Origin of the sequence: Pseudocitrobacter cyperus, from assembly GCF_039889165.1 — a bacterium.
Lineage (GTDB): Bacteria > Pseudomonadota > Gammaproteobacteria > Enterobacterales > Enterobacteriaceae > Pseudocitrobacter > Pseudocitrobacter cyperus.
The window spans coordinates 17,226-35,192 of the sequence record NZ_JAYMYY010000007.1 but is presented as its reverse complement, the minus strand read 5'-3'; the positions used below and the strand labels follow the sequence as shown (position 1 = coordinate 35,192).

Here is a 17,967-nt window from a genome sequence, read left to right as displayed (position 1 = left end):
TTACAAGGTGGCGCTGAACTTACCCGGCCTACAGGAGATGCTCTCGTAGGAGTGATAAGCGAAGCGCCATCGGGCGATAGCGCTTAGCGACGCACCGCAATTGCTTCGATTTCAATCTTCACGTCTTTCGGCAGACGCGCGACTTCTACACAAGAACGTGCCGGGAAGGTGGCGTTATGCTCGGTGAAGAAGGCTTCGTAGGTGGCGTTAACGGTCGCGAAATCATTCAGATCTTTCACAAAAACGGTAGTTTTCACGATGTCGCCCACCTTCAGGCCCGCGGATTCAACGATCGCTTTTACGTTATCCAGCGACTGACGCGCCTGAGCGGAGACATCTTCCGGCACTTCGCCGGTTTTTGGGTTCACCGGGATCTGACCGGAGGTGATGATCATGCTACCCAGATCAACGCCCTGAACGTATGGGCCGATAGCGGCTGGTGCATTTTCCGTCGCGAGTACTTTGCTCATGTTTTCTCCAGAATTACAGCGTTAAGAATGTTCCCGGCCATTATAACAGCCGGGATTTCTTTACCAACCTCAATTAGTTGGCCAGCACCACATAATGGGAAAACTCTTTTTCGCAATATTTACATTTGAGTGCGATGTCATCGACACGTTTTTTCACTGCAAAACTCGATGAGACCGGCTCGGCGTGGCTGATGCAGTTGCTGTTTGGGCACACCAGCACGTTATCGATGCGTTCCGGCAGGCTGGGGCGTGATTTCCCGACCACTTCATACTCTTCAATGCGGTTTACCGTTGCCTGCGGCGCATAGAGTGAAAGCTGGTTGACTTGTTCATCAGTCAGGAAGGTGTTTTCGATTTTAATCAGATCCTTACGCCCCATCTCGCCGGAAGGCAGGTTCAGGCCGATGGTGATGCGCTGATCCGTCTCGGTCAGTTTGAACAGGGTCAGTAATTTAAAGCCCACCTGCGCCGGGATATGATCGATTACCGTGCCACGTTTGATGGCTTCTACCTGAAGTTTATTGTCGTGTGTCATAGTCATTTCCCCTTACAGATCCAGGTCGCGAGTCAGAACCAGTGCCAGTAACGCCTGGCGGGCGAAGATACCGTTGCCGGCCTGCTGGAAGTACCAGGCGTGCGGCGTTTTATCGACATCGGTGGTGATTTCATCAATACGCGGTAGCGGGTGCAGCACTTTCATATTGTTGCGCGAGCCTTCCAGATCCGCGGCGCGCAGCACGAACTGCGCTTTGACGTTGGCATATTCAGATGGATCAAGACGTTCTTTTTGTACGCGGGTCATATAAAGGATATCGACTTCCGCCATCACTTCTTCAATCGCGCTGTGCAGGCTCCAGGCAATCCCTTTTTCATCGAGCATATCCAGGATGTACTGCGGCATCGCCAGCGCATCCGGGGCGATGAAGTAGAAGCGGTTGCCGTTAAATTTCGCCAGCGCCTGCGTGAGAGAGTGAACGGTGCGGCCATATTTCAGGTCGCCGACCATCGCCACGTTGAGATTTTCCAGACGACCCTGCGTTTCCTGGATGGTGAAGAGATCGAGCAGCGTCTGCGTCGGATGCTGGTTGGCGCCGTCACCGGCGTTCAGTACCGGAATGCCGCCGGAAAATTCAGTTGCCAGACGTGAAGCGCCTTCCTGCGGGTGACGCATTACGATAGCGTCGACGTAAGTGCTAATCACCGAAATGGTGTCCGCCAGCGTCTCGCCTTTTTTACCCAGCGAAGTGTTGTTGCTGTCAGAAAAACCCACCACGCTCGCGCCCAGGCGATGCATCGAGGTTTCAAACGATAAACGGGTACGGGTTGACGCTTCGAAGAAACAACTGGCAATCACTTTGTGCTTCAGCAGCTCCGGTTGCGGGTTTGCTTTCAGCTTTGCAGCGGTAGCCAGTACCAGTTCCAGATCGTCGCGACTCAGGTCGTTGATGGAAATGATATGTTTTTGATACAGCGGATTAGCCATGTTTTTCTCCTGACGCCTGCGCAAAAAAAAAGCCCCTTAAATAAGGGGCTTCGAGAATGAGTGAGCAACGGAAAGAAAACGGCAGGCCAGCGTCTGTTTTCAGACGCGGTAAGACGCGATGTCGTACACACTGAACCATAATTCCTCCCGGCAAACGGGACGGGATTATACGCAGGTCTGTTGTTGAATCAAGTATCAGATTCATAATTTACGCGACGAAAACGATTCTATTTGAATATAAATGCACATGATCGCCATTGCTATGCAGTTGAAAACCCATCGCTGCCATCATCATTCAATAACTATGCGCCAGCGCAAATCCCCAGCACAAAGTAGTGGTATGGCAGTCGAAATTCTCGTATAACAGCTAAAATGAAACAATGTTTTAATTGAGGTATAACCATGATTGTTGGCAACATCCATAATGTGCAGCCGTGGCTGCCAGAAGCCCTGCGCCAGGCGATCGCGCATGTCAAAGCTGAAGTGACCGACGCCACTGCGTTGGGCAAGCACCCCATTGACGGCGACCGCGCTTTTTATCTGGTATCGGAAGATATGACTGAACCGTTTGAAAAGCGCCGTGCCGAGTATCACGCACGTTACCTGGATATCCAGATCGTCGTGAAAGGGCAGGAAGGCATGACCTTCAGCACGCTGCCTGCGGGCACACCGGAAACCGACTGGCTGGCGGATAAAGACATCGCCTTCCTGCCGGAAGGAAAAGAAGAGAAAACGGTTATTCTCAATGAGGGTGATTTTGTCGTTTTCTATCCAGGCGAAGTACACAAGCCGCTGTGCGCAGTGGGCGCGCCGGCGAAGGTGCGTAAGATTGTGGTGAAAATGCTGGTGGCGTAATGCCATTGTGCCGCCGGATGGCGCAAGCCATCCGGTTCATCAACAGACTATTGGCTTAACGTCGCCACCATCACCGCTTTGATGGTATGCATACGGTTTTCTGCCTGGTCGAACACCACGCTTGCCGGAGATTCAAACACCTCATCGGTAACTTCCATTCCGCCGTGCATCCCATACTCTTCGGCCATTTGTTTACCGAGCGTGGTCTGGTCGTCATGAAATGCGGGCAGGCAGTGGAGGAATTTCACCTGCGGGTTGCCGGTCAGTGACATCATCGTGCTATTTACCTGATAATCACGCAGCAGCGCAATGCGCTCCGCCCATTTCTCTTTGGCTTCACCCATCGATACCCACACGTCGGTGTAGATAAAGTCCGCATCTTTCACGCCAGCCGCGATATCTTCAGTCAGAGTGATGTTGCCGCCGTTCTTTTGCGCCAGCGCTTTGCACTCGGTGACAAGGCTCTCTTCCGGCCAGCAGGCCTGCGGGGCGACCAGACGCAAATCCAGCCCGGTTAACGCGGCGGCTTCCAGCATCGAATTGCCCATGTTATTACGCGCGTCGCCTGCATAAACCAGCGTCATCTCATTGAACGCTTTACCCGGCAAATGTTCCTGCATGGTGAGCAGATCCGCCAGCAACTGTGTCGGGTGAAATTCATTGGTTAAACCGTTCCACACCGGCACACCCGCATACTCTGCCAGCGTTTCGACAATCTCCTGGCCGTAGCCGCGATACTGAATACCGTCATACATGCGGCCCAGCACGCGAGCGGTGTCTTTTATCGACTCTTTATGGCCAATCTGGCTGCCGCTTGGGCCGAGATAGGTGACGCGAGCGCCTTGATCGTATGCGGCAACTTCGAAAGAGCATCGTGTGCGGGTCGAGTCTTTTTCGAAGATGAGCGCGATGTTTTTACCGGTCAGTTTTGGTGTCTCGTGGCCGCTTTTTTTATCGGCTTTCAGTTGGGCGGCGAGTTGCAGCAGTGCGTTCAACTCGGCAGGGGTGAAATCGAGTAATTTTAAAAAGTGCTTTTGATAAAAATTCGGCATCTTGTCCTCGCATGGCTCAAGCCACTTATTGAATTAAAATTCAATTTATATGTATGAATATGCAATTGCAACCCCGGAATATAAATCTTTATCGGAAAGGTGGAGGCAATGCTTGCTGTATGTGACAATAAGAGTAACGCCACATTACGAGGAACGAGCCATGGCAAACCCGGAATTACTGGAAGAGCAGCGTGAAGAGACGCGCCTGATCATTGAAGAACTGCTGGAAGATGGCAGCGATCCTGACGCGCTGTATACCATTGAACATCACCTCTCCGCTGACGATTTTGAAGCGCTGGAGAAGTTTGCGGTTGAAGCTTTCAAAATGGGCTATGAAGTCACCGAGCCGGAAGAGCTGGAAGTGGAAGAGGGCGACACGGTCATCTGCTGCGATATCCTCAGCGAATCCGCGCTGAACGCCGATCTGATCGACGCGCAGGTTGAGCAACTGATGACGCTGGCCGAGAAATTCGACGTCGAGTATGACGGTTGGGGCACCTACTACGAAGATCCTAACGGCGAAGAAGGCGACGACGACGAAGATTACGTCGATGAAGAAGATGATGGTGTGCGTCACTAAGCATCACTCTCCCACGGCAGCGCTCGCTGTCGTGGGGCAAGGATAAGGTATGGATTACCCGCAAATTCTCTCTCCTGTTCTCAATTTTCTCCACTGCGCTACGCCGCAGGCCTGGCTCGAAAAGGCGCGCGATCCAGCGAATCTGCCACTTTTGTTAACTGACCATCTGGTGTGCGAACTCAAAGCCGCGCAAACCGCCATGCTGCTGGTGCGTAAATATGTCGCCGATAAACAGGGGGCAGAACCGTTGCTGGCGTGGCTGCAGCCGTATGAGGTCTTTGCCTTCCGCGAAGGGCCGGAGCCGGATTTTGTCGCGCTGCATAAGCAGATCGGAAAAAGCGTCATGCCGCAGACCGACGACCCGTGGGGGCAGGCGTTGATCGACAGCATGGTGCTGTTGATCAAAGAGGAACTGCATCACTTCTGGCAGGTACGCGAAGCCATGACCGCGCGCCAAATCCCGTATGTGAAGATAACCGCCAGCCGCTATGCGAAAGGCATGCTCAAAGAGGTGCGCACCCACGAGCCACTGACGCTGATTGATAAACTGATTTGCGGGGCGTACATCGAAGCGCGCTCCTGCGAACGCTTTGCTGCGCTGGCGCCCTATCTCGATGAGCCATTGCAGAAGTTTTATCTCTCGCTGCTGCGTTCTGAAGCCCGCCATTATCAGGATTACCTGGTGCTGGCGCAGCAGGCGTCGAAAGTGGATATTACCCCGCGCGTGCGCTTCTTTGGTGAAGTGGAAGCCGCATTAATTAGCACGCCGGATGCGGAGTTTCGTTTTCATAGTGGGGTGCCGATGTGAGGGATAATCTTACAAAGCTTTCAGCATCCGCACTTCGCAATCCACATGCCCGGTGCAGCCCAACGGTTCGCTGATGTGCTCGAAGCCTAAGTGTTCATACAGACCAATGGCTTCGCGCAGAAACTCGGTGGTTTCGAGATAGCAGTGCCTGAATCCCTGTTCACGCGCGTAATCGAGCGCCATCAGCGCGAGCTTCTTCGCCAGCCCCTGGCCGCGCGCAGACGGGAGAAAATACATCTTCTGCAATTCACAGATATCCGGCTCACTACAGCCTAATGGGGCGACGCCGCCGCCGCCAACCACCTGACCATCCTGCTCAACCACCCAATATGCGGCACCTGGCTGGCTGTAAAGCTGGTACAGCTCGTCCAGATTCGGATCGGCAACGGTGTAGCCTTTGTCGGCGGTCAGGCCATATTCGGCAGAGACCTGGCGGATAACGCTGGCAATAGCAGCGTTATGTTCCGGCATGATACGACGTAACGTGAGCGTTTGGGGGGCGGCAACATTCATAGCTCTACTCAATTTACTGATGTTCAATAATATATTTATTTAATACCACTCTCCGTAACCCGGTGCAAGAAGAATATTTGGAGTTGAAATATATTCACGCATACGAAATAACCGTGTATTTTAATTAACGCAATTAAATTGCTTTATTTTTATGGATTATAATAAATGGTTAGGGATTCCGTATATGAATGATATTGTGAATGGTAAACATGCTGAACGGCATAAGTTTGTATTTACCGGAAAGGGATGGCAGTTTTTTATTATTTCTCTCGTAAATGTGTTGCTGGTATGTATTACACTCGGAATTTATTTGCCATGGGCTGTTGTGAAGTGCCGTCGTTATGTGTATTCACACATGTCGTTAAATGGACAAGTATTTAGCTATAAAGCCACTGGCGGGGCTATACTGGCAAGTTTTCTTTTAGTGATTGTTGTATATGCTTTGAGTTTTTATTTTATTAGTCGTGAACAATTTGTCATTGGTTCTATCATCTTAGGAATGTTGATTTTGTCCATTCCATTTATGATAGTTAAAAGTTTGCAGTATCAGGCAATGATGACATCGCTTAACGGCATAAATTTTAGCTTCGAATGTTCAATGCTCAAAGCGTGGTTATACCTTTTTGCATTACCATTCATTATTGAAGTCATATTAGGTGTTGTACTTTATTTTGTTTTCAGTGTGACGGGATTTCTGGGCGTTATTCCAAGACTGATCTTGCTTGGCCTGGTAATGATTTTGGGGTTAGGTGTGGTTAATGGCGTCGTATATGGGAAGTGGATGACGTTAATGGGGAATGGTGGGCATTTTGGTATTCACCGTTTTTCTATTCAAATCAGTATCAAACAATGTATTAAAGGTTGTGTGCTGGCACTGTCAACATTATTACCCTTTATCGTGGTAATTGGCTATTTGATTAGCCCTGTATTTATGCAGTTGCTGCAGATGTCAATAATGGGCGGGGAGCCTGATACGATAACAAGTGCTATTATCATGGAGAACTATAGCCGTATCATGACAGGCTATGCGCTCTATTTTATCGCAATCCTGGTGGTAGTGAGTTATATGTATTCGACACTGCGTAATCTCTTTTTGAACCACTTAACTCTGGCCAACGAGACGTTACATTTCCACTCTTCAATAACCGGCTCTGGTATGTTTTTAAGAATGTTGATGGTTATGGTGGTCAGCAGTATCACACTGGGCCTGGCTTATCCCTGGTTAAAAATGTATTTGGTTGGCTGGATGGCACGCAATACGTATGTGATCGGCGATTTAGATGCGCTTGAGTTGGTGAATGGTGAAACCCCGCAAAACGGTGGCTTCCTGATGTGGATATCGCGTGGCATTATGCCATACGTTCCTTTCATCTGATGATGTAAAAGAGGCCGGAGCAAGCTCCGGCCTTTCTCACAAAGCGTGTACAACACGCATTACAGCGCGGCGATGACCGCCTGCTGTTCAATCAGCTTCGCTTTCGCTTCTGCGTAACCATCCAGCTTCTCACGCTCTTTAGCGATCACCGCTTCCGGTGCGCGCGCCACAAAGCCTTCGTTAGACAGTTTGCTTTCGATACGGCTGATTTCACCTTCAATCTTCGCCACTTCTTTCGCCAGACGTGCCAGCTCATCTTCTTTGTTGATGAGGCCAGCCATCGGGATCAGCAGCTCAGCGCCGTCGATGATTTTGGTCACGGATACCGGGCCTTTGTCATCGGCTGGCAGCACGGTGATGCTTTCCAGACGCGCCAGGTTCAGCAGGAAGCTACGGTTATCGTTTACACGACGCTCCGCATCCTTACTGCAACCACGCAGCAGCAGTTCCAGCGGTTTGCCCGGTGCAATGTTCATTTCCGCGCGGATGTTACGTACCGCAACGATCGCCTGTTTCAGCCACTCGGTGTCAGCAAGCGCCGCTTCATCAACCTGAGACGCATCGTATTCCGGGAACGGCTGCAGCATGATGGTGTCGGCGGTGATACCGCAAATCACTTTCACACGCTGCCAGATGGTTTCGGTGATGAACGGGATGATCGGATGCGCCAGGCGCAGCAGACCTTCCAGAACCGTAACCAGCGTATGGCGAGTACCACGCAGTTCAGACTCAGAACCCCCGGTCATAACTGGCTTGGTCAGCTCCAGATACCAGTCGCAGAACTGGTTCCACGTGAACTCATACAGAATGCCCGCGGCGATATCGAAGCGGTAGCTGTCCAGCGCTTCGCGGTACGCTTTCACCGTCTGGTTAAATTCCGCCAGAATCCAGCGGTCTGCCAGCGACAGCGTCATTTCGCCGCCGTTAAAGCCGCAATCCTGCTCTTCGGTGTTCATCAGCACAAAGCGGCTGGCGTTCCACAGCTTGTTACAGAAGTTACGATAGCCTTCCAGACGCTTCATATCCCAGTTGATGTCGCGGCCGGTGGAGGCGAGTGCGGCCAGGGTGAAGCGCAGGGCGTCAGTACCGTGCGGCTCAATACCGTTCGGGAACTGCTTCTCGGTACGCTTGCGGATTTTCTCCGCCATCTGCGGCTGCATCATGTTGCCGGTGCGTTTCTCCAGCAGGTCTGCCAGTGAAATACCGTCAACCATATCCAGCGGGTCAATGACGTTACCCTTGGATTTAGACATCTTCTGGCCTTCGTCGTCACGAATCAGGCCGGTCATGTAGACGGTGTGGAACGGCACCTGAGGCTTGCCGTTTTCATCTTTGATGAAGTGCATGGTCATCATGATCATGCGGGCAATCCAGAAGAAGATGATGTCGAAGCCGGAGACCATCACGCTGGTTGGATGGAACTGACGCAGGGCGTCGGTGTTTTCCGGCCAGCCGAGGGTGGAGAAAGTCCACAGCGCGGAGGAGAACCAGGTATCGAGTACGTCTTCGTCCTGACGCAGCGCAACGTCCGCGCTCAGGTTATTTTCCTGACGCACTTCTTCTTCGGTACGGCCAACGTAGACGTTACCCGCTTCGTCGTACCATGCCGGGATACGGTGGCCCCACCACAGTTGACGAGAGATACACCAGTCCTGAATATCACGCATCCAGGAGAAGTACATGTTTTCGTACTGCTTCGGCACAAACTGAATGTCGCCGTTCTCGACTGCTTCAACCGCTGGTTTTGCCAGCACATCGGCGCGCACGTACCACTGGTCGGTCAGCATCGGTTCGATAACCACGCCGCCACGGTCGCCGTAAGGTACGGTCAGGTCGTGTGGTTTGATCTCCTCAAGCAGGCCAAGAGCGTCGATAGCCGCAACCACCGCTTTACGCGCGGCAAAGCGCTCCAGTTTCTGGAACTCCGCCGGGATATCGCTGGAATAGATATCAGACTCGTTGCCTTTGGTGTCGTACACTTCCGCGCTTTCACGGATATCACCGTCAAAGGTCAGAATATTGATCATCGGAAGCTGATGACGACGGCCGACTTCGTAGTCATTGAAGTCATGCGCCGGGGTGATTTTCACGCAGCCGGTGCCTTTTTCCATATCGGCATGCTCATCGCCCACGATCGGAATGCGGCGGTTAACCAGCGGCAGGACAACGAATTTGCCTATCAGATCTTTATAACGTGGATCTTCCGGGTTCACCGCCACGCCGGTATCGCCCAGCAGGGTTTCCGGACGCGTGGTGGCGACCACCAGATAATCTTTACCGTCAGCGGTTTTCGCGCCGTCGGCAAGCGGATAGCGGATGTGCCACATCGAGCCTTTTGACTCGCGGTTTTCCACTTCCAGGTCAGAGATAGCGGTGCGCAGTTTTGGATCCCAGTTTACCAGGCGTTTGCCACGGTAAATCAGGTCTTCTTTGTAGAGGCGCACGAAGACTTCTTTCACGGCATTGGAAAGCCCTTCATCCATGGTGAAGCGCTCGCGCTCCCAGTCCACGGAGTTGCCAAGGCGGCGCATCTGGCGAGTAATGGTACCGCCGGATTCCGCTTTCCACTGCCAGATTTTGTCGATGAACGCATCGCGTCCATAGTCGTGACGGGTTTTACCTTCTTCAGCGGCAATTTTGCGCTCAACCACCATCTGGGTGGCGATACCGGCATGGTCGGTTCCCGCCTGCCAGAGGGTGTTTTTACCCTGCATGCGCTGGTAGCGGATCATGGTATCCATGATGGTTTGCTGGAAGGCGTGACCCATATGCAAACTGCCGGTGACGTTCGGCGGCGGGATCATGATGCAGAAACTTTCCTGGCTTTCATCGCCATTCGGTTTGAAATAGCCCTGCTTTTCCCAGTGCTCGTAAAGCGGCTGTTCGATATCGTTTGGGTTGTATGTCTTTTCCATTATTTCCAGGTTGCCGTGTTCAGGTTGAAACCAGCCACGCGGTAAGCTTTGTATCGTTCGCGCGCCAGTTGTTTAAGCGAATCTTCGTAAGGGACGAAGTCTATCACTTCTGTGAAAGCGGTGGCAAAATCTGCGAAATTGAGTCGCAGACTGATCAGTATATCGCGTGGGCTGCTGTTACGCTTTTGCGGCCAGGCGATCTCGACCGGCGCACCACCCCGCGGGCCTTCGCCTGCGAGATTATGCGGCACGAAGCTCTCCGCCGGACGCGCCCACAGCGCTTCATCCAGGCGAATAGCCTGCTGCTCATCCTCACAGGCAATCAGCACGCGCTTACCGCTGCGCCAACGTTCTGCGGCAACGTCGCACACCAGTTGCTCGACGGCGCTTAAGCCATCAACGGTGGTTTCGTTGTCCAGAAGATAGAACGTCGCATTCTTCATATATGGGGCTTCTTGTGGTGGATTTAAATGTATTGACCCCTCACCCTAACCCTCTCCCTTAGGGAGAGGGGACTGACAGCGCAAAATTGAAAGACCTGCTCTGGTTTTCTCCCTCTCCCTAAGGGAGAGGGCGGGGTGAGGGTGTTTCCCTTAAAGCCTTAACTTACTCTTCGCCGTTAAACCCGGCGCGGTTCAGCAGGAACTGAGACAGCAGCGCCACTGGGCGTCCGGTTGCGCCTTTCGCTTTGCCGGAGCGCCATGCGGTACCGGCGATATCCAGGTGTGCCCAGTTGTACTTACGCGTAAAGCGCGACAGGAAGCATCCCGCCGTGATCGCCCCACCAGGGCGGCCACCGATGTTTGCCATATCGGCAAAGTTAGACTCCAGTTGATCCTGGAACTCATCGGCCAGCGGCAGTCGCCAGGCGCGGTCGCCCGCCTGCTCGGATGCGCCAATCAGTTCATGCGCCAGCGGGTTGTGATTCGACATCAGGCCGGTGACGTGATGACCAAGGGCAATCACGCACGCGCCGGTCAGGGTTGCCACATCGATAACGGCTTCCGGCTCGAAGCGCTCAACATAGGTGAGTACGTCGCACAGCACCAGGCGGCCTTCAGCATCGGTATTCAGCACTTCAACGGTCTGGCCGGACATGGTGGTCAACACATCGCCCGGGCGATAGGCGCGCCCGCCAGGCATGTTTTCACAGCCAGCCAGCACGCCAACCACGTTAATCGGTAACTGAAGTTCCGCCACCATGCGCATCACGCCGTACACTGCCGCCGCGCCGCACATGTCGTACTTCATCTCGTCCATGCCTTCGGCAGGCTTGATAGAGATGCCGCCGGAGTCGAAGGTCAACCCTTTACCGACCAGCACGATCGGGCGGGCCTCTTCGGAGGCGTTACCTTTATACTCAATCACCGACATCAGCGATTCGTTCTGTGAACCGTGGCCGACCGCCAGATAAGAGTGCATGCCCAGTTCTTTCATCTGCTGCTCGCCAATCACGCGAGTAACGACATTTTTGCTGTAGCTGTCTGCCAGTTGACGCGCCTGAGACGCGAGGTAGGCGGCATTACAGATATTCGGCGGCATGTTGCCGAGGTCTTTTGCTGCTTTAATCCCGGCAGCAATCGCCAGGCCGTGCTGAATCGCGCGCTCGCCGCTGGTCAGTTCACGGCGGGTCGGCACGTTGAAGACCATTTTACGCAGTGGGCGACGAGGTTCGGTTTTATTGGTTTTCAACTGGTCGAAGCTGTACAGCGTCTCTTTAGCCGTTTCAACAGCCTGACGCACTTTCCAGTAGTTATTGCGGCCTTTGACGTGCAGTTCCGTCAGGAAGCAAACGGCTTCCATCGACCCGGTGTCATTCAGGGTGTTGATGGTTTTCTGGATAACCTGCTTGTACTGACGCTCATCTAATTCCCGCTCTTTACCGCAGCCAATCAGCAGAATGCGCTCTGACAGCACGTTCGGAACGTGGTGTAACAGTAGCGTCTGGCCCGGTTTCCCCTCCAGTTCACCGCGGCGCAGCAGGGCGCTGATATAGCCGTCGCTGATTTTATCGAGCTGTTCGGCAATCGGGGAGAGACGGCGCGGTTCAAAAACGCCGACCACGATGCAGGCACTCCGCTGTTTTTCCGGGCTACCGCTTTTTACACTGAACTCCATGGACTACGCTCCTGAATCTTAAAGACAACGGCGGTGGCTACAGTTAGAATTGCAAGCTTTCGTAACTCATTTCCGCTGTTGCGGTGACTTCGTGTTAATCTTAACGTTATTACGGTGTTGGTACGTCAGAACCGAGTCCTGAACGTGAAACCGCTGAGTCATATAATCTTAGCGATGTTTTCGACGACTCAAGAGAATAAATGACGTTTAAGCCATGAAACAAGCTATTTTCCTGCAATAAGACGGGTTTTTACGGGCGTATTTATAGTGATAATCATAAGATATCTGGTGCGGGAGACGCTAAAAAGCCAGCTTGCGATCCTCTTCATCCTGCTTCTGATCTTCTTTTGTCAGAAACTGGTGAGGATACTCGGCGCGGCGGTAGACGGCGAGATCCCGACAAATCTGGTGCTCTCATTACTGGGGCTGGGCGTGCCTGAAATGGCGCAATTAATCCTCCCCTTGAGCCTGTTCCTTGGCTTATTGATGACGCTTGGCAAACTGTACACCGAAAGTGAAATTACGGTGATGCATGCCTGCGGCCTGAGTAAAGCGGTGCTTATTAAAGCCGCAATGATACTGGCTCTATTTACCAGCATTATTGCTGCAGTCAATGTCATGTGGGCGGGGCCATGGTCGTCTCGCCATCAGGACGAAGTGCTGGCTGAGGCAAAAGCCAACCCTGGTCTCGCGGCGCTGGCGGCGGGTCAGTTCCAGCAGGCGACGAACGGCAGCGCGGTGCTGTTTATTGAAAGCGTCGATGGCAGCAGTTTCAAAGATGTTTTCCTTGCGCAGTTGCGCCCTAAAGGCAACGCGCGTCCTTCCGTGGTCGTAGCGGATTCCGGCCATCTTTCGCAGTTGAAGGATGGTTCTCAGGTGGTGACTTTAAACGAAGGCACCCGCTTCGAAGGCACTGCGATGCTGCGTGACTTCCGCATCACCGATTTTAAAGATTATCAGGCAATTGTCGGCCACCAGGCGGTAACGCTGGATCCTAACGATACTGACCAAATGGATATGCGTACCCTGTGGAACACCAATAGTGACCGCGCGCGCGCCGAACTCCACTGGCGTATCACGCTTGTTCTGACCGTGGCGATTATGGCGCTGATGGTGGTTCCACTGAGCGTGGTGAACCCGCGCCAGGGACGTGTGCTGTCGATGCTGCCAGCCATGCTGCTTTATCTCGTCTTCTTCCTGTTGCAAACCTCGCTCAAATCGAACGGCGGGAAGGGCAAGCTCGACCCGGCAATCTGGATGTGGGTGGTGAACCTGGCATATCTGGCGTTGGCGATTGCGCTGAACCTGTGGGATACCATTCCGATGCGCCGTCTCCGTGCGCGTTTCTCGGCTAAAGGAGCGGTGTGATGCAGCCATTTGGTGTACTTGACCGCTATATCGGTAAAACCATTTTCACCACCATCATGATGACCCTGTTCATGCTGGTGTCGCTATCCGGCATCATTAAGTTTGTCGATCAGTTGAAGAAGTCCGGGCAGGGGAATTATGACGCGCTGGGGGCCGGGGTTTATACCCTGCTCAGTATGCCGAAAGATGTTCAAATCTTCTTCCCGATGGCGGCTCTGCTGGGCGCGCTGCTGGGGCTGGGGATGCTGGCTCAGCGTAGTGAACTGGTGGTGATGCAGGCTTCTGGTTTTACCCGTATGCAGGTGGCCTTGTCAGTGATGAAAACGGCTATTCCGCTGGTGCTGCTGACCATGGCAATGGGTGAGTGGATTGCACCGCAGGGTGAACAGATGGCGCGTAACTATCGTGCGCAGGCAATGTATGGCGGTTCGCTGCTCTCAACCCAGGAGGGGATGTGGGCGAAAGATGGCCATAACTTTGTCTATATAGAACGCGTCAAAGGCAGTGATGAACTGGGTGGTGTAAGCATTTACTCCTTCAACCAGGAAAAACGTCTGCAATCCGTTCGCTATGCGGCTTCCGCAAAGTTTGACGCGGAAAACAAGGTGTGGCGTCTGTCGCAGGTGGATGAATCTAATCTGACGGACAGTAAGCAAATCACCGGCGCGCAAACCGTCAGTGGCACCTGGAAAACCAACCTGACGCCGGACAAACTCGGCGTGGTGGCGTTAGATCCGGATGCGCTCTCCATTAGCGGCCTGCATAACTACGTGAAGTACCTGAAGTCGAGCGGTCAGGATTCCGGCCGTTACCAGCTCAACATGTGGAGCAAAGTCTTCCAGCCACTCTCTGTGGCGGTGATGATGCTGATGGCGCTGTCGTTCATCTTCGGCCCGTTGCGTAGCGTGGCGATGGGCGTTCGTGTCGTGACCGGTATCAGCTTTGGTTTTGTGTTTTACGTGCTTGACCAAATCTTCGGGCCGCTGACTCTGGTTTACGGCATCCCGCCGGTGATTGGCGCGCTGTTACCAAGCGCCAGCTTCTTCCTTATTAGCCTCTGGCTGATGATGCGAAGAGCGTAGGTGATGGAAAAGGGAGCGAAAGCTCCCTTTTTTACGCCATCAGGCAAGCGGCCTTTAACGTCGTCTTCCCCCCAGCAAACTTCCCAGCATCCCGCGTACTATTTGATTGGTCACCTGACGCACCGCGCTTTTCGCCGCCGTCTGGACAATGCCATCTTTCTTGCCGCCGCGTGGCCCGGTGGTGCCGAACAGAATATCCTTCAGCCCGCCTAAAATGCCGTCATCTACCTCAACCGCTTTCCCTTTTGCCGCTGGCGCATTGGCCTGCTCTGCGCTGGCTTGCACGCCTTTTTGCAGCATCTCGAACGCGGATTCGCGGTCGACTGCATCTTCATATTTTCCGTACAGTGATGAGTTATTAATCAGACCATTACGTTCGTCGTCGGTCACAGGCCCCATCCGCGAGCAGGGCGCAATGACCATCGCACGCTCGACCACCGAAGGGCTGCCTTTGGCATCGAGGAAGGAGATAAGCGCCTCGCCCGTACCCAGCTCCTGAATGGCTTTCTCCGTATCGAAGGCCGGATTTGCCCGCATAGTCTGTGCCGCTGTTTTCACCGCTTTTTGATCCTTTGGCGTGAAGGCGCGCAGCGCATGCTGGACACGGTTCCCTAACTGACCCAGCACCGCATCAGGAATATCCGACGGGTTCTGTGAAACAAAGTACACGCCCACGCCCTTTGAGCGAATCAGGCGGATCACCTGCTCGATTTTATCCAGCAGCACCTGTGGCGCATCGTTAAACAGCAGGTGCGCCTCATCGAAGAAGAACACCAGCTTCGGTTTTTCGAGATCGCCCGCTTCCGGCAGTTGTTCATAAAGTTCAGAGAGCATCCACAGCAGGCTGGCCGCGTAGAGCTTGGGCATCTGATACAGTTTCTCGGCGCTGAGAATATTGATTATCCCTTTGCCGTTACTGTCGGTACGCATCCAGTCTTTGATATCCAGCATCGGCTCGCCGAAGAAATGCTCGGCGCCCTGTTGCTCCAGGGTCAACAGCCCGCGCTGAATCGCCCCAACCGACGCGCTGCTGATATTGCCGTACTGATTCTGGAACGACTTCGCGTTATCGCCAATGTACTGGGTGATGGCGCGGAGATCTTTAAAGTCCAGCAGTAACAGACCCTGGTCATCGGCAATGCGGAAGATAATGTTCAGCACGCCGCTCTGCACTTCGTTCAGGTTGAGCAAGCGCGCCAGCAGCAGCGGGCCGAGATCTGACACTGTTGCGCGTACCGGGTGACCCTTCTCAGCGAAGATATCCCATACTACCACCGGGTTGGCATGTGGCTCCCAGTCGGTGACGCCAATCTTGTTCAGGCGTTCCTGAAGCTTCTCTGATGCCTGGCCTGCCTGTGCAACCCCCGTCAGGTCACCTTTCACATCCGCCATAAACACCGGCACGCCAATCTCTGAGAACGATTCGGCCATCTTTTGCAGGGTGACGGTCTTCCCGGTACCGGTCGCGCCGGTAATCAGCCCATGACGGTTAGCCATACCCGGCAAGAGATGCAGTTCTTTATCCTGCGTGCGTGCAATTAGCAAAGGTGCGCTCATTTTTTTCCTCCATTTATCTGCGTCGAGTATAGGCAAATTGTCAGCAAAAGGCGGCAGGAAATTCCTGGCTTTGCGGCGCTTTATCCAGTGCGGACTATGCTTTGCATACGGTTTGCATATTTTTGGAACGCTATGTCCAGATTCTTTTTTAACGATCGCAAACAACTGGTCAACGATGCGATTGAAGGTTTAGTGTTATCTGCACCGCATGGCAATCTGATGCGGCTCGATATCGACCCGGCAATTCGGATTGTCGCGCGCAGCGACTGGGATAAAAGCCGGGTGGCGGTGATCTCCGGCGGCGGCTCTGGCCATGAACCTGCACATGCCGGCTTTGTTGGTAAAGGGATGCTCACGGCGGCGGTGTGCGGCGATCTCTTCGCCTCGCCAGGCGTCGATGCCATATTAAACGCCATCGTGGCGGTCACGGGCGATCGCGGTTGTCTGCTGATAGTAAAAAATTACACCGGCGACCGACTCAACTTCGGCCTGGCGGCGGAGAAAGCCAAACGTTATGGGCTGAAGGTCGAGATGGTCATTGTCGCCGACGACATCGCGCTGCCGGACAACAAACAGCCTCGGGGTATCGCGGGAACCGTGCTGGTGCACAAAATCGCTGGCTATGCCGCCGAGCACGGCAAATCCCTCAGTGAAGTGCGCGACATTGCCCAGCAGGCATGTGACAGCGTCTTCAGTCTCGGCGTGGCGATGGAGAGCTGTAATTTGCCGGGTAGTGACGACGCAGAAGGGCGCATCAAGCCGGGAATGGTGGAGCTGGGCCTTGGCATTCATGGCGAGCCGGGCGCATCGGTGGTGGAGAGCCATAACAGCAAAGCGCTTATTGACAGGCTGGTTCAACCGCTCAAAGAACAGGTTGGCGACGCCCGCGTGGCGGTACTGATCAACAACCTGGGCGGCGTATCGGCGCTGGAGATGGCGTTGCTCACCAAAGAGCTGGCGCATTCGGCGCTACAGGCACAGATTGCATGGCTGATTGGCCCGGCGCCGCTGGTGAGTTCGCTGGATATGAAAGGTTTCTCCCTGTCGGTTTTAAAACTGAACCCGGATTTTGAACGGGCCTTACAGGCGGATGTGGAAACGGCGGGCTGGTTAAAACCGGTCGTATTCGGCCCGGTAAAAACCGTTAAACACAGCAGAGTATATGATGGCCTGGAGATTCAACCTTCCGATAACCCTGAGGTTGCCGCTCGCGTTGAACAGATAACCCGGACGCTTATCCAGCTAGAGAACCGCCTGAACGCGCTGGATGCCAAAGTGGGCGACGGCGATACCGGCTCAACGTTTGCGTTGGGCGCACGCGATATCGCCGAACTACTCGACAAGGGCGAACTGCCGCTCAACAACGGCGTGCAGTTGTTGCAACTGGTGGGAGAGCGCCTGGCGACGGTGATGGGCGGCTCCAGCGGCGTGCTGATGTCTATCTTTTTCACTGCCTCCGGGCAGTCGCTGCAGCGCGGAGATACCTTACCGAATGCTTTACTGAAAGGGCTGACGCAAATGAAACACTACGGTGGCGCCGATCTCGGCGATCGCACGATGATCGATGCCCTGCAACCGGCGCTGGAAGCGCTGCGCGATGACAACCTGCAATCTGCGGCTCGTGCCGCGAAAGCTGGCGCAGAGAGCACCGCCGCAATGCAAAAAGCCGGAGCGGGGCGCGCATCGTATGTGAACAGTCAGCACCTGGCTGGGGTTACTGACCCGGGGGCGCTGGCTGTTGCTGAAGTATTCGCCGCGCTGGCAAAAGGCTAGCCTGGAGAACCGGCGGCA

General features: G+C 53.9%; 18 protein-coding genes and 1 pseudogene. 8 read left to right on the top strand and 11 right to left on the bottom strand.

Translation table 11 applies throughout. From position 1 onward, the window contains the following. Window positions 1-83: 83 nt before the first annotated feature. The 4 genes and pseudogenes from ridA to pyrL form a co-directional block, all read right to left on the bottom strand. Window positions 84-470, bottom strand: a complete 387-nt coding sequence (gene ridA / locus VSR74_RS19185; RefSeq protein ID WP_347796189.1) for a 2-iminobutanoate/2-iminopropanoate deaminase — start codon at window positions 468-470, stop codon at window positions 84-86. A 73-nt stretch (window positions 471-543) separates the two neighbouring features. Further along, complete coding sequence (gene pyrI / locus VSR74_RS19180; protein ID WP_347796188.1) at window positions 544-1,005, bottom strand: aspartate carbamoyltransferase regulatory subunit; 462 nt, start codon at window positions 1,003-1,005, stop codon at window positions 544-546. Between the two features lie 12 nt (window positions 1,006-1,017). Next, the gene (gene pyrB, locus VSR74_RS19175) at window positions 1,018-1,953 is read right to left on the bottom strand and encodes an aspartate carbamoyltransferase (RefSeq protein ID WP_347796187.1); all 936 of its coding nucleotides are present in this window, start codon (window positions 1,951-1,953) and stop codon (window positions 1,018-1,020) included. A 5-nt stretch (window positions 1,954-1,958) separates the two neighbouring features. After that, window positions 1,959-2,092, bottom strand: a pseudogene (gene pyrL / locus VSR74_RS19170) (pyr operon leader peptide); the annotation flags it as partial. A 263-nt stretch (window positions 2,093-2,355) separates the two neighbouring features. Here pyrL and VSR74_RS19160 point away from each other — a divergent pair. Further along, complete coding sequence (locus VSR74_RS19160; RefSeq protein WP_347796186.1) at window positions 2,356-2,808, top strand: YhcH/YjgK/YiaL family protein; 453 nt, start codon at window positions 2,356-2,358, stop codon at window positions 2,806-2,808. Between the two features lie 47 nt (window positions 2,809-2,855). Here VSR74_RS19160 and argF read toward each other — a convergent pair whose 3' ends face one another. Together argF and argL are read right to left on the bottom strand one after the other, a co-directional pair. Beyond that, complete coding sequence (gene argF / locus VSR74_RS19155) at window positions 2,856-3,860, bottom strand: ornithine carbamoyltransferase (RefSeq protein WP_347796185.1); 1,005 nt, start codon at window positions 3,858-3,860, stop codon at window positions 2,856-2,858. Next, on the bottom strand, window positions 3,830-4,003 hold the full coding sequence (gene argL / locus VSR74_RS23275; RefSeq protein ID WP_411914270.1) for a putative translational regulatory protein ArgL: 174 nt from the start codon (window positions 4,001-4,003) through the stop codon (window positions 3,830-3,832). The genes argF and argL overlap by 31 nt, the downstream gene beginning before the upstream one ends. 17 nt (window positions 4,004-4,020) lie before the next feature. Here argL and rraB point away from each other — a divergent pair, with 17 nt between their 5' ends. After that, on the top strand, window positions 4,021-4,440 hold the full coding sequence (gene rraB, locus VSR74_RS19150) for a ribonuclease E inhibitor RraB (RefSeq protein ID WP_347796184.1): 420 nt from the start codon (window positions 4,021-4,023) through the stop codon (window positions 4,438-4,440). A 49-nt stretch (window positions 4,441-4,489) separates the two neighbouring features. After that, complete coding sequence (miaE, locus tag VSR74_RS19145; protein WP_411914268.1) at window positions 4,490-5,248, top strand: tRNA isopentenyl-2-thiomethyl-A-37 hydroxylase MiaE; 759 nt, start codon at window positions 4,490-4,492, stop codon at window positions 5,246-5,248. A 9-nt stretch (window positions 5,249-5,257) separates the two neighbouring features. Here the strand turns inward: miaE and VSR74_RS19140 are convergent, their stop codons facing one another. After that, entirely contained in the window at window positions 5,258-5,761 is a 504-nt protein-coding gene (locus tag VSR74_RS19140; RefSeq protein ID WP_347796183.1) for a GNAT family N-acetyltransferase, read from the bottom strand. A gap of 184 nt (window positions 5,762-5,945) precedes the next feature. Between VSR74_RS19140 and VSR74_RS19135 the strand changes: the two genes are divergently transcribed. After that, window positions 5,946-7,136 (top strand): YjgN family protein, encoded by a 1,191-nt coding sequence (locus VSR74_RS19135; protein ID WP_347796182.1) that lies wholly within the window; start codon window positions 5,946-5,948, stop codon window positions 7,134-7,136. Window positions 7,137-7,195: 59 nt separating this feature from the next. Here VSR74_RS19135 and VSR74_RS19130 read toward each other — a convergent pair whose 3' ends face one another. The 3 genes from VSR74_RS19130 to pepA form a co-directional block, all read right to left on the bottom strand. After that, window positions 7,196-10,051, bottom strand: coding sequence for a valine--tRNA ligase (locus VSR74_RS19130; RefSeq protein ID WP_347796181.1), 2,856 nt, complete (start codon window positions 10,049-10,051; stop codon window positions 7,196-7,198). Continuing rightward, entirely contained in the window at window positions 10,051-10,494 is a 444-nt protein-coding gene (holC, locus tag VSR74_RS19125) for a DNA polymerase III subunit chi (protein ID WP_108476199.1), read from the bottom strand. The genes VSR74_RS19130 and holC overlap by 1 nt, the downstream gene beginning before the upstream one ends. Window positions 10,495-10,657: 163 nt before the next feature. Then, entirely contained in the window at window positions 10,658-12,169 is a 1,512-nt protein-coding gene (gene pepA / locus VSR74_RS19120; protein ID WP_347796180.1) for a leucyl aminopeptidase, read from the bottom strand. 153 nt (window positions 12,170-12,322) lie between these two features. Here pepA and VSR74_RS19115 point away from each other — a divergent pair, with 153 nt between their 5' ends. The 3 genes from VSR74_RS19115 to lptG all read left to right on the top strand — a co-directional run bounded on the left by VSR74_RS19115 (window position 12,323) and on the right by lptG (window position 14,619). Then, the gene (locus tag VSR74_RS19115; protein ID WP_217448718.1) at window positions 12,323-12,373 is read left to right on the top strand and encodes a hypothetical protein; all 51 of its coding nucleotides are present in this window, start codon (window positions 12,323-12,325) and stop codon (window positions 12,371-12,373) included. 63 nt (window positions 12,374-12,436) lie between these two features. Then, on the top strand, window positions 12,437-13,537 hold the full coding sequence (gene lptF / locus VSR74_RS19110) for an LPS export ABC transporter permease LptF (protein ID WP_347796179.1): 1,101 nt from the start codon (window positions 12,437-12,439) through the stop codon (window positions 13,535-13,537). Beyond that, window positions 13,537-14,619, top strand: coding sequence for an LPS export ABC transporter permease LptG (lptG, locus tag VSR74_RS19105; RefSeq protein WP_347796178.1), 1,083 nt, complete (start codon window positions 13,537-13,539; stop codon window positions 14,617-14,619). The genes lptF and lptG overlap by 1 nt, the downstream gene beginning before the upstream one ends. A gap of 54 nt (window positions 14,620-14,673) precedes the next feature. On the opposite strand, the gene VSR74_RS19100 is transcribed toward lptG, so the two are convergent. Further along, window positions 14,674-16,176 carry a helicase HerA-like C-terminal domain-containing protein gene (locus tag VSR74_RS19100; protein WP_347796177.1) on the bottom strand — a complete coding sequence of 501 codons (1,503 nt, stop codon included), beginning with the start codon at window positions 16,174-16,176 and terminating at the stop codon, window positions 14,674-14,676. Window positions 16,177-16,308: 132 nt separating this feature from the next. On the opposite strand from VSR74_RS19100, the gene VSR74_RS19095 reads away from it, so the two are divergent. Then, the gene (locus tag VSR74_RS19095; protein WP_347796176.1) at window positions 16,309-17,949 is read left to right on the top strand and encodes a dihydroxyacetone kinase subunit DhaK; all 1,641 of its coding nucleotides are present in this window, start codon (window positions 16,309-16,311) and stop codon (window positions 17,947-17,949) included. Window positions 17,950-17,967 lie beyond the last annotated feature (18 nt).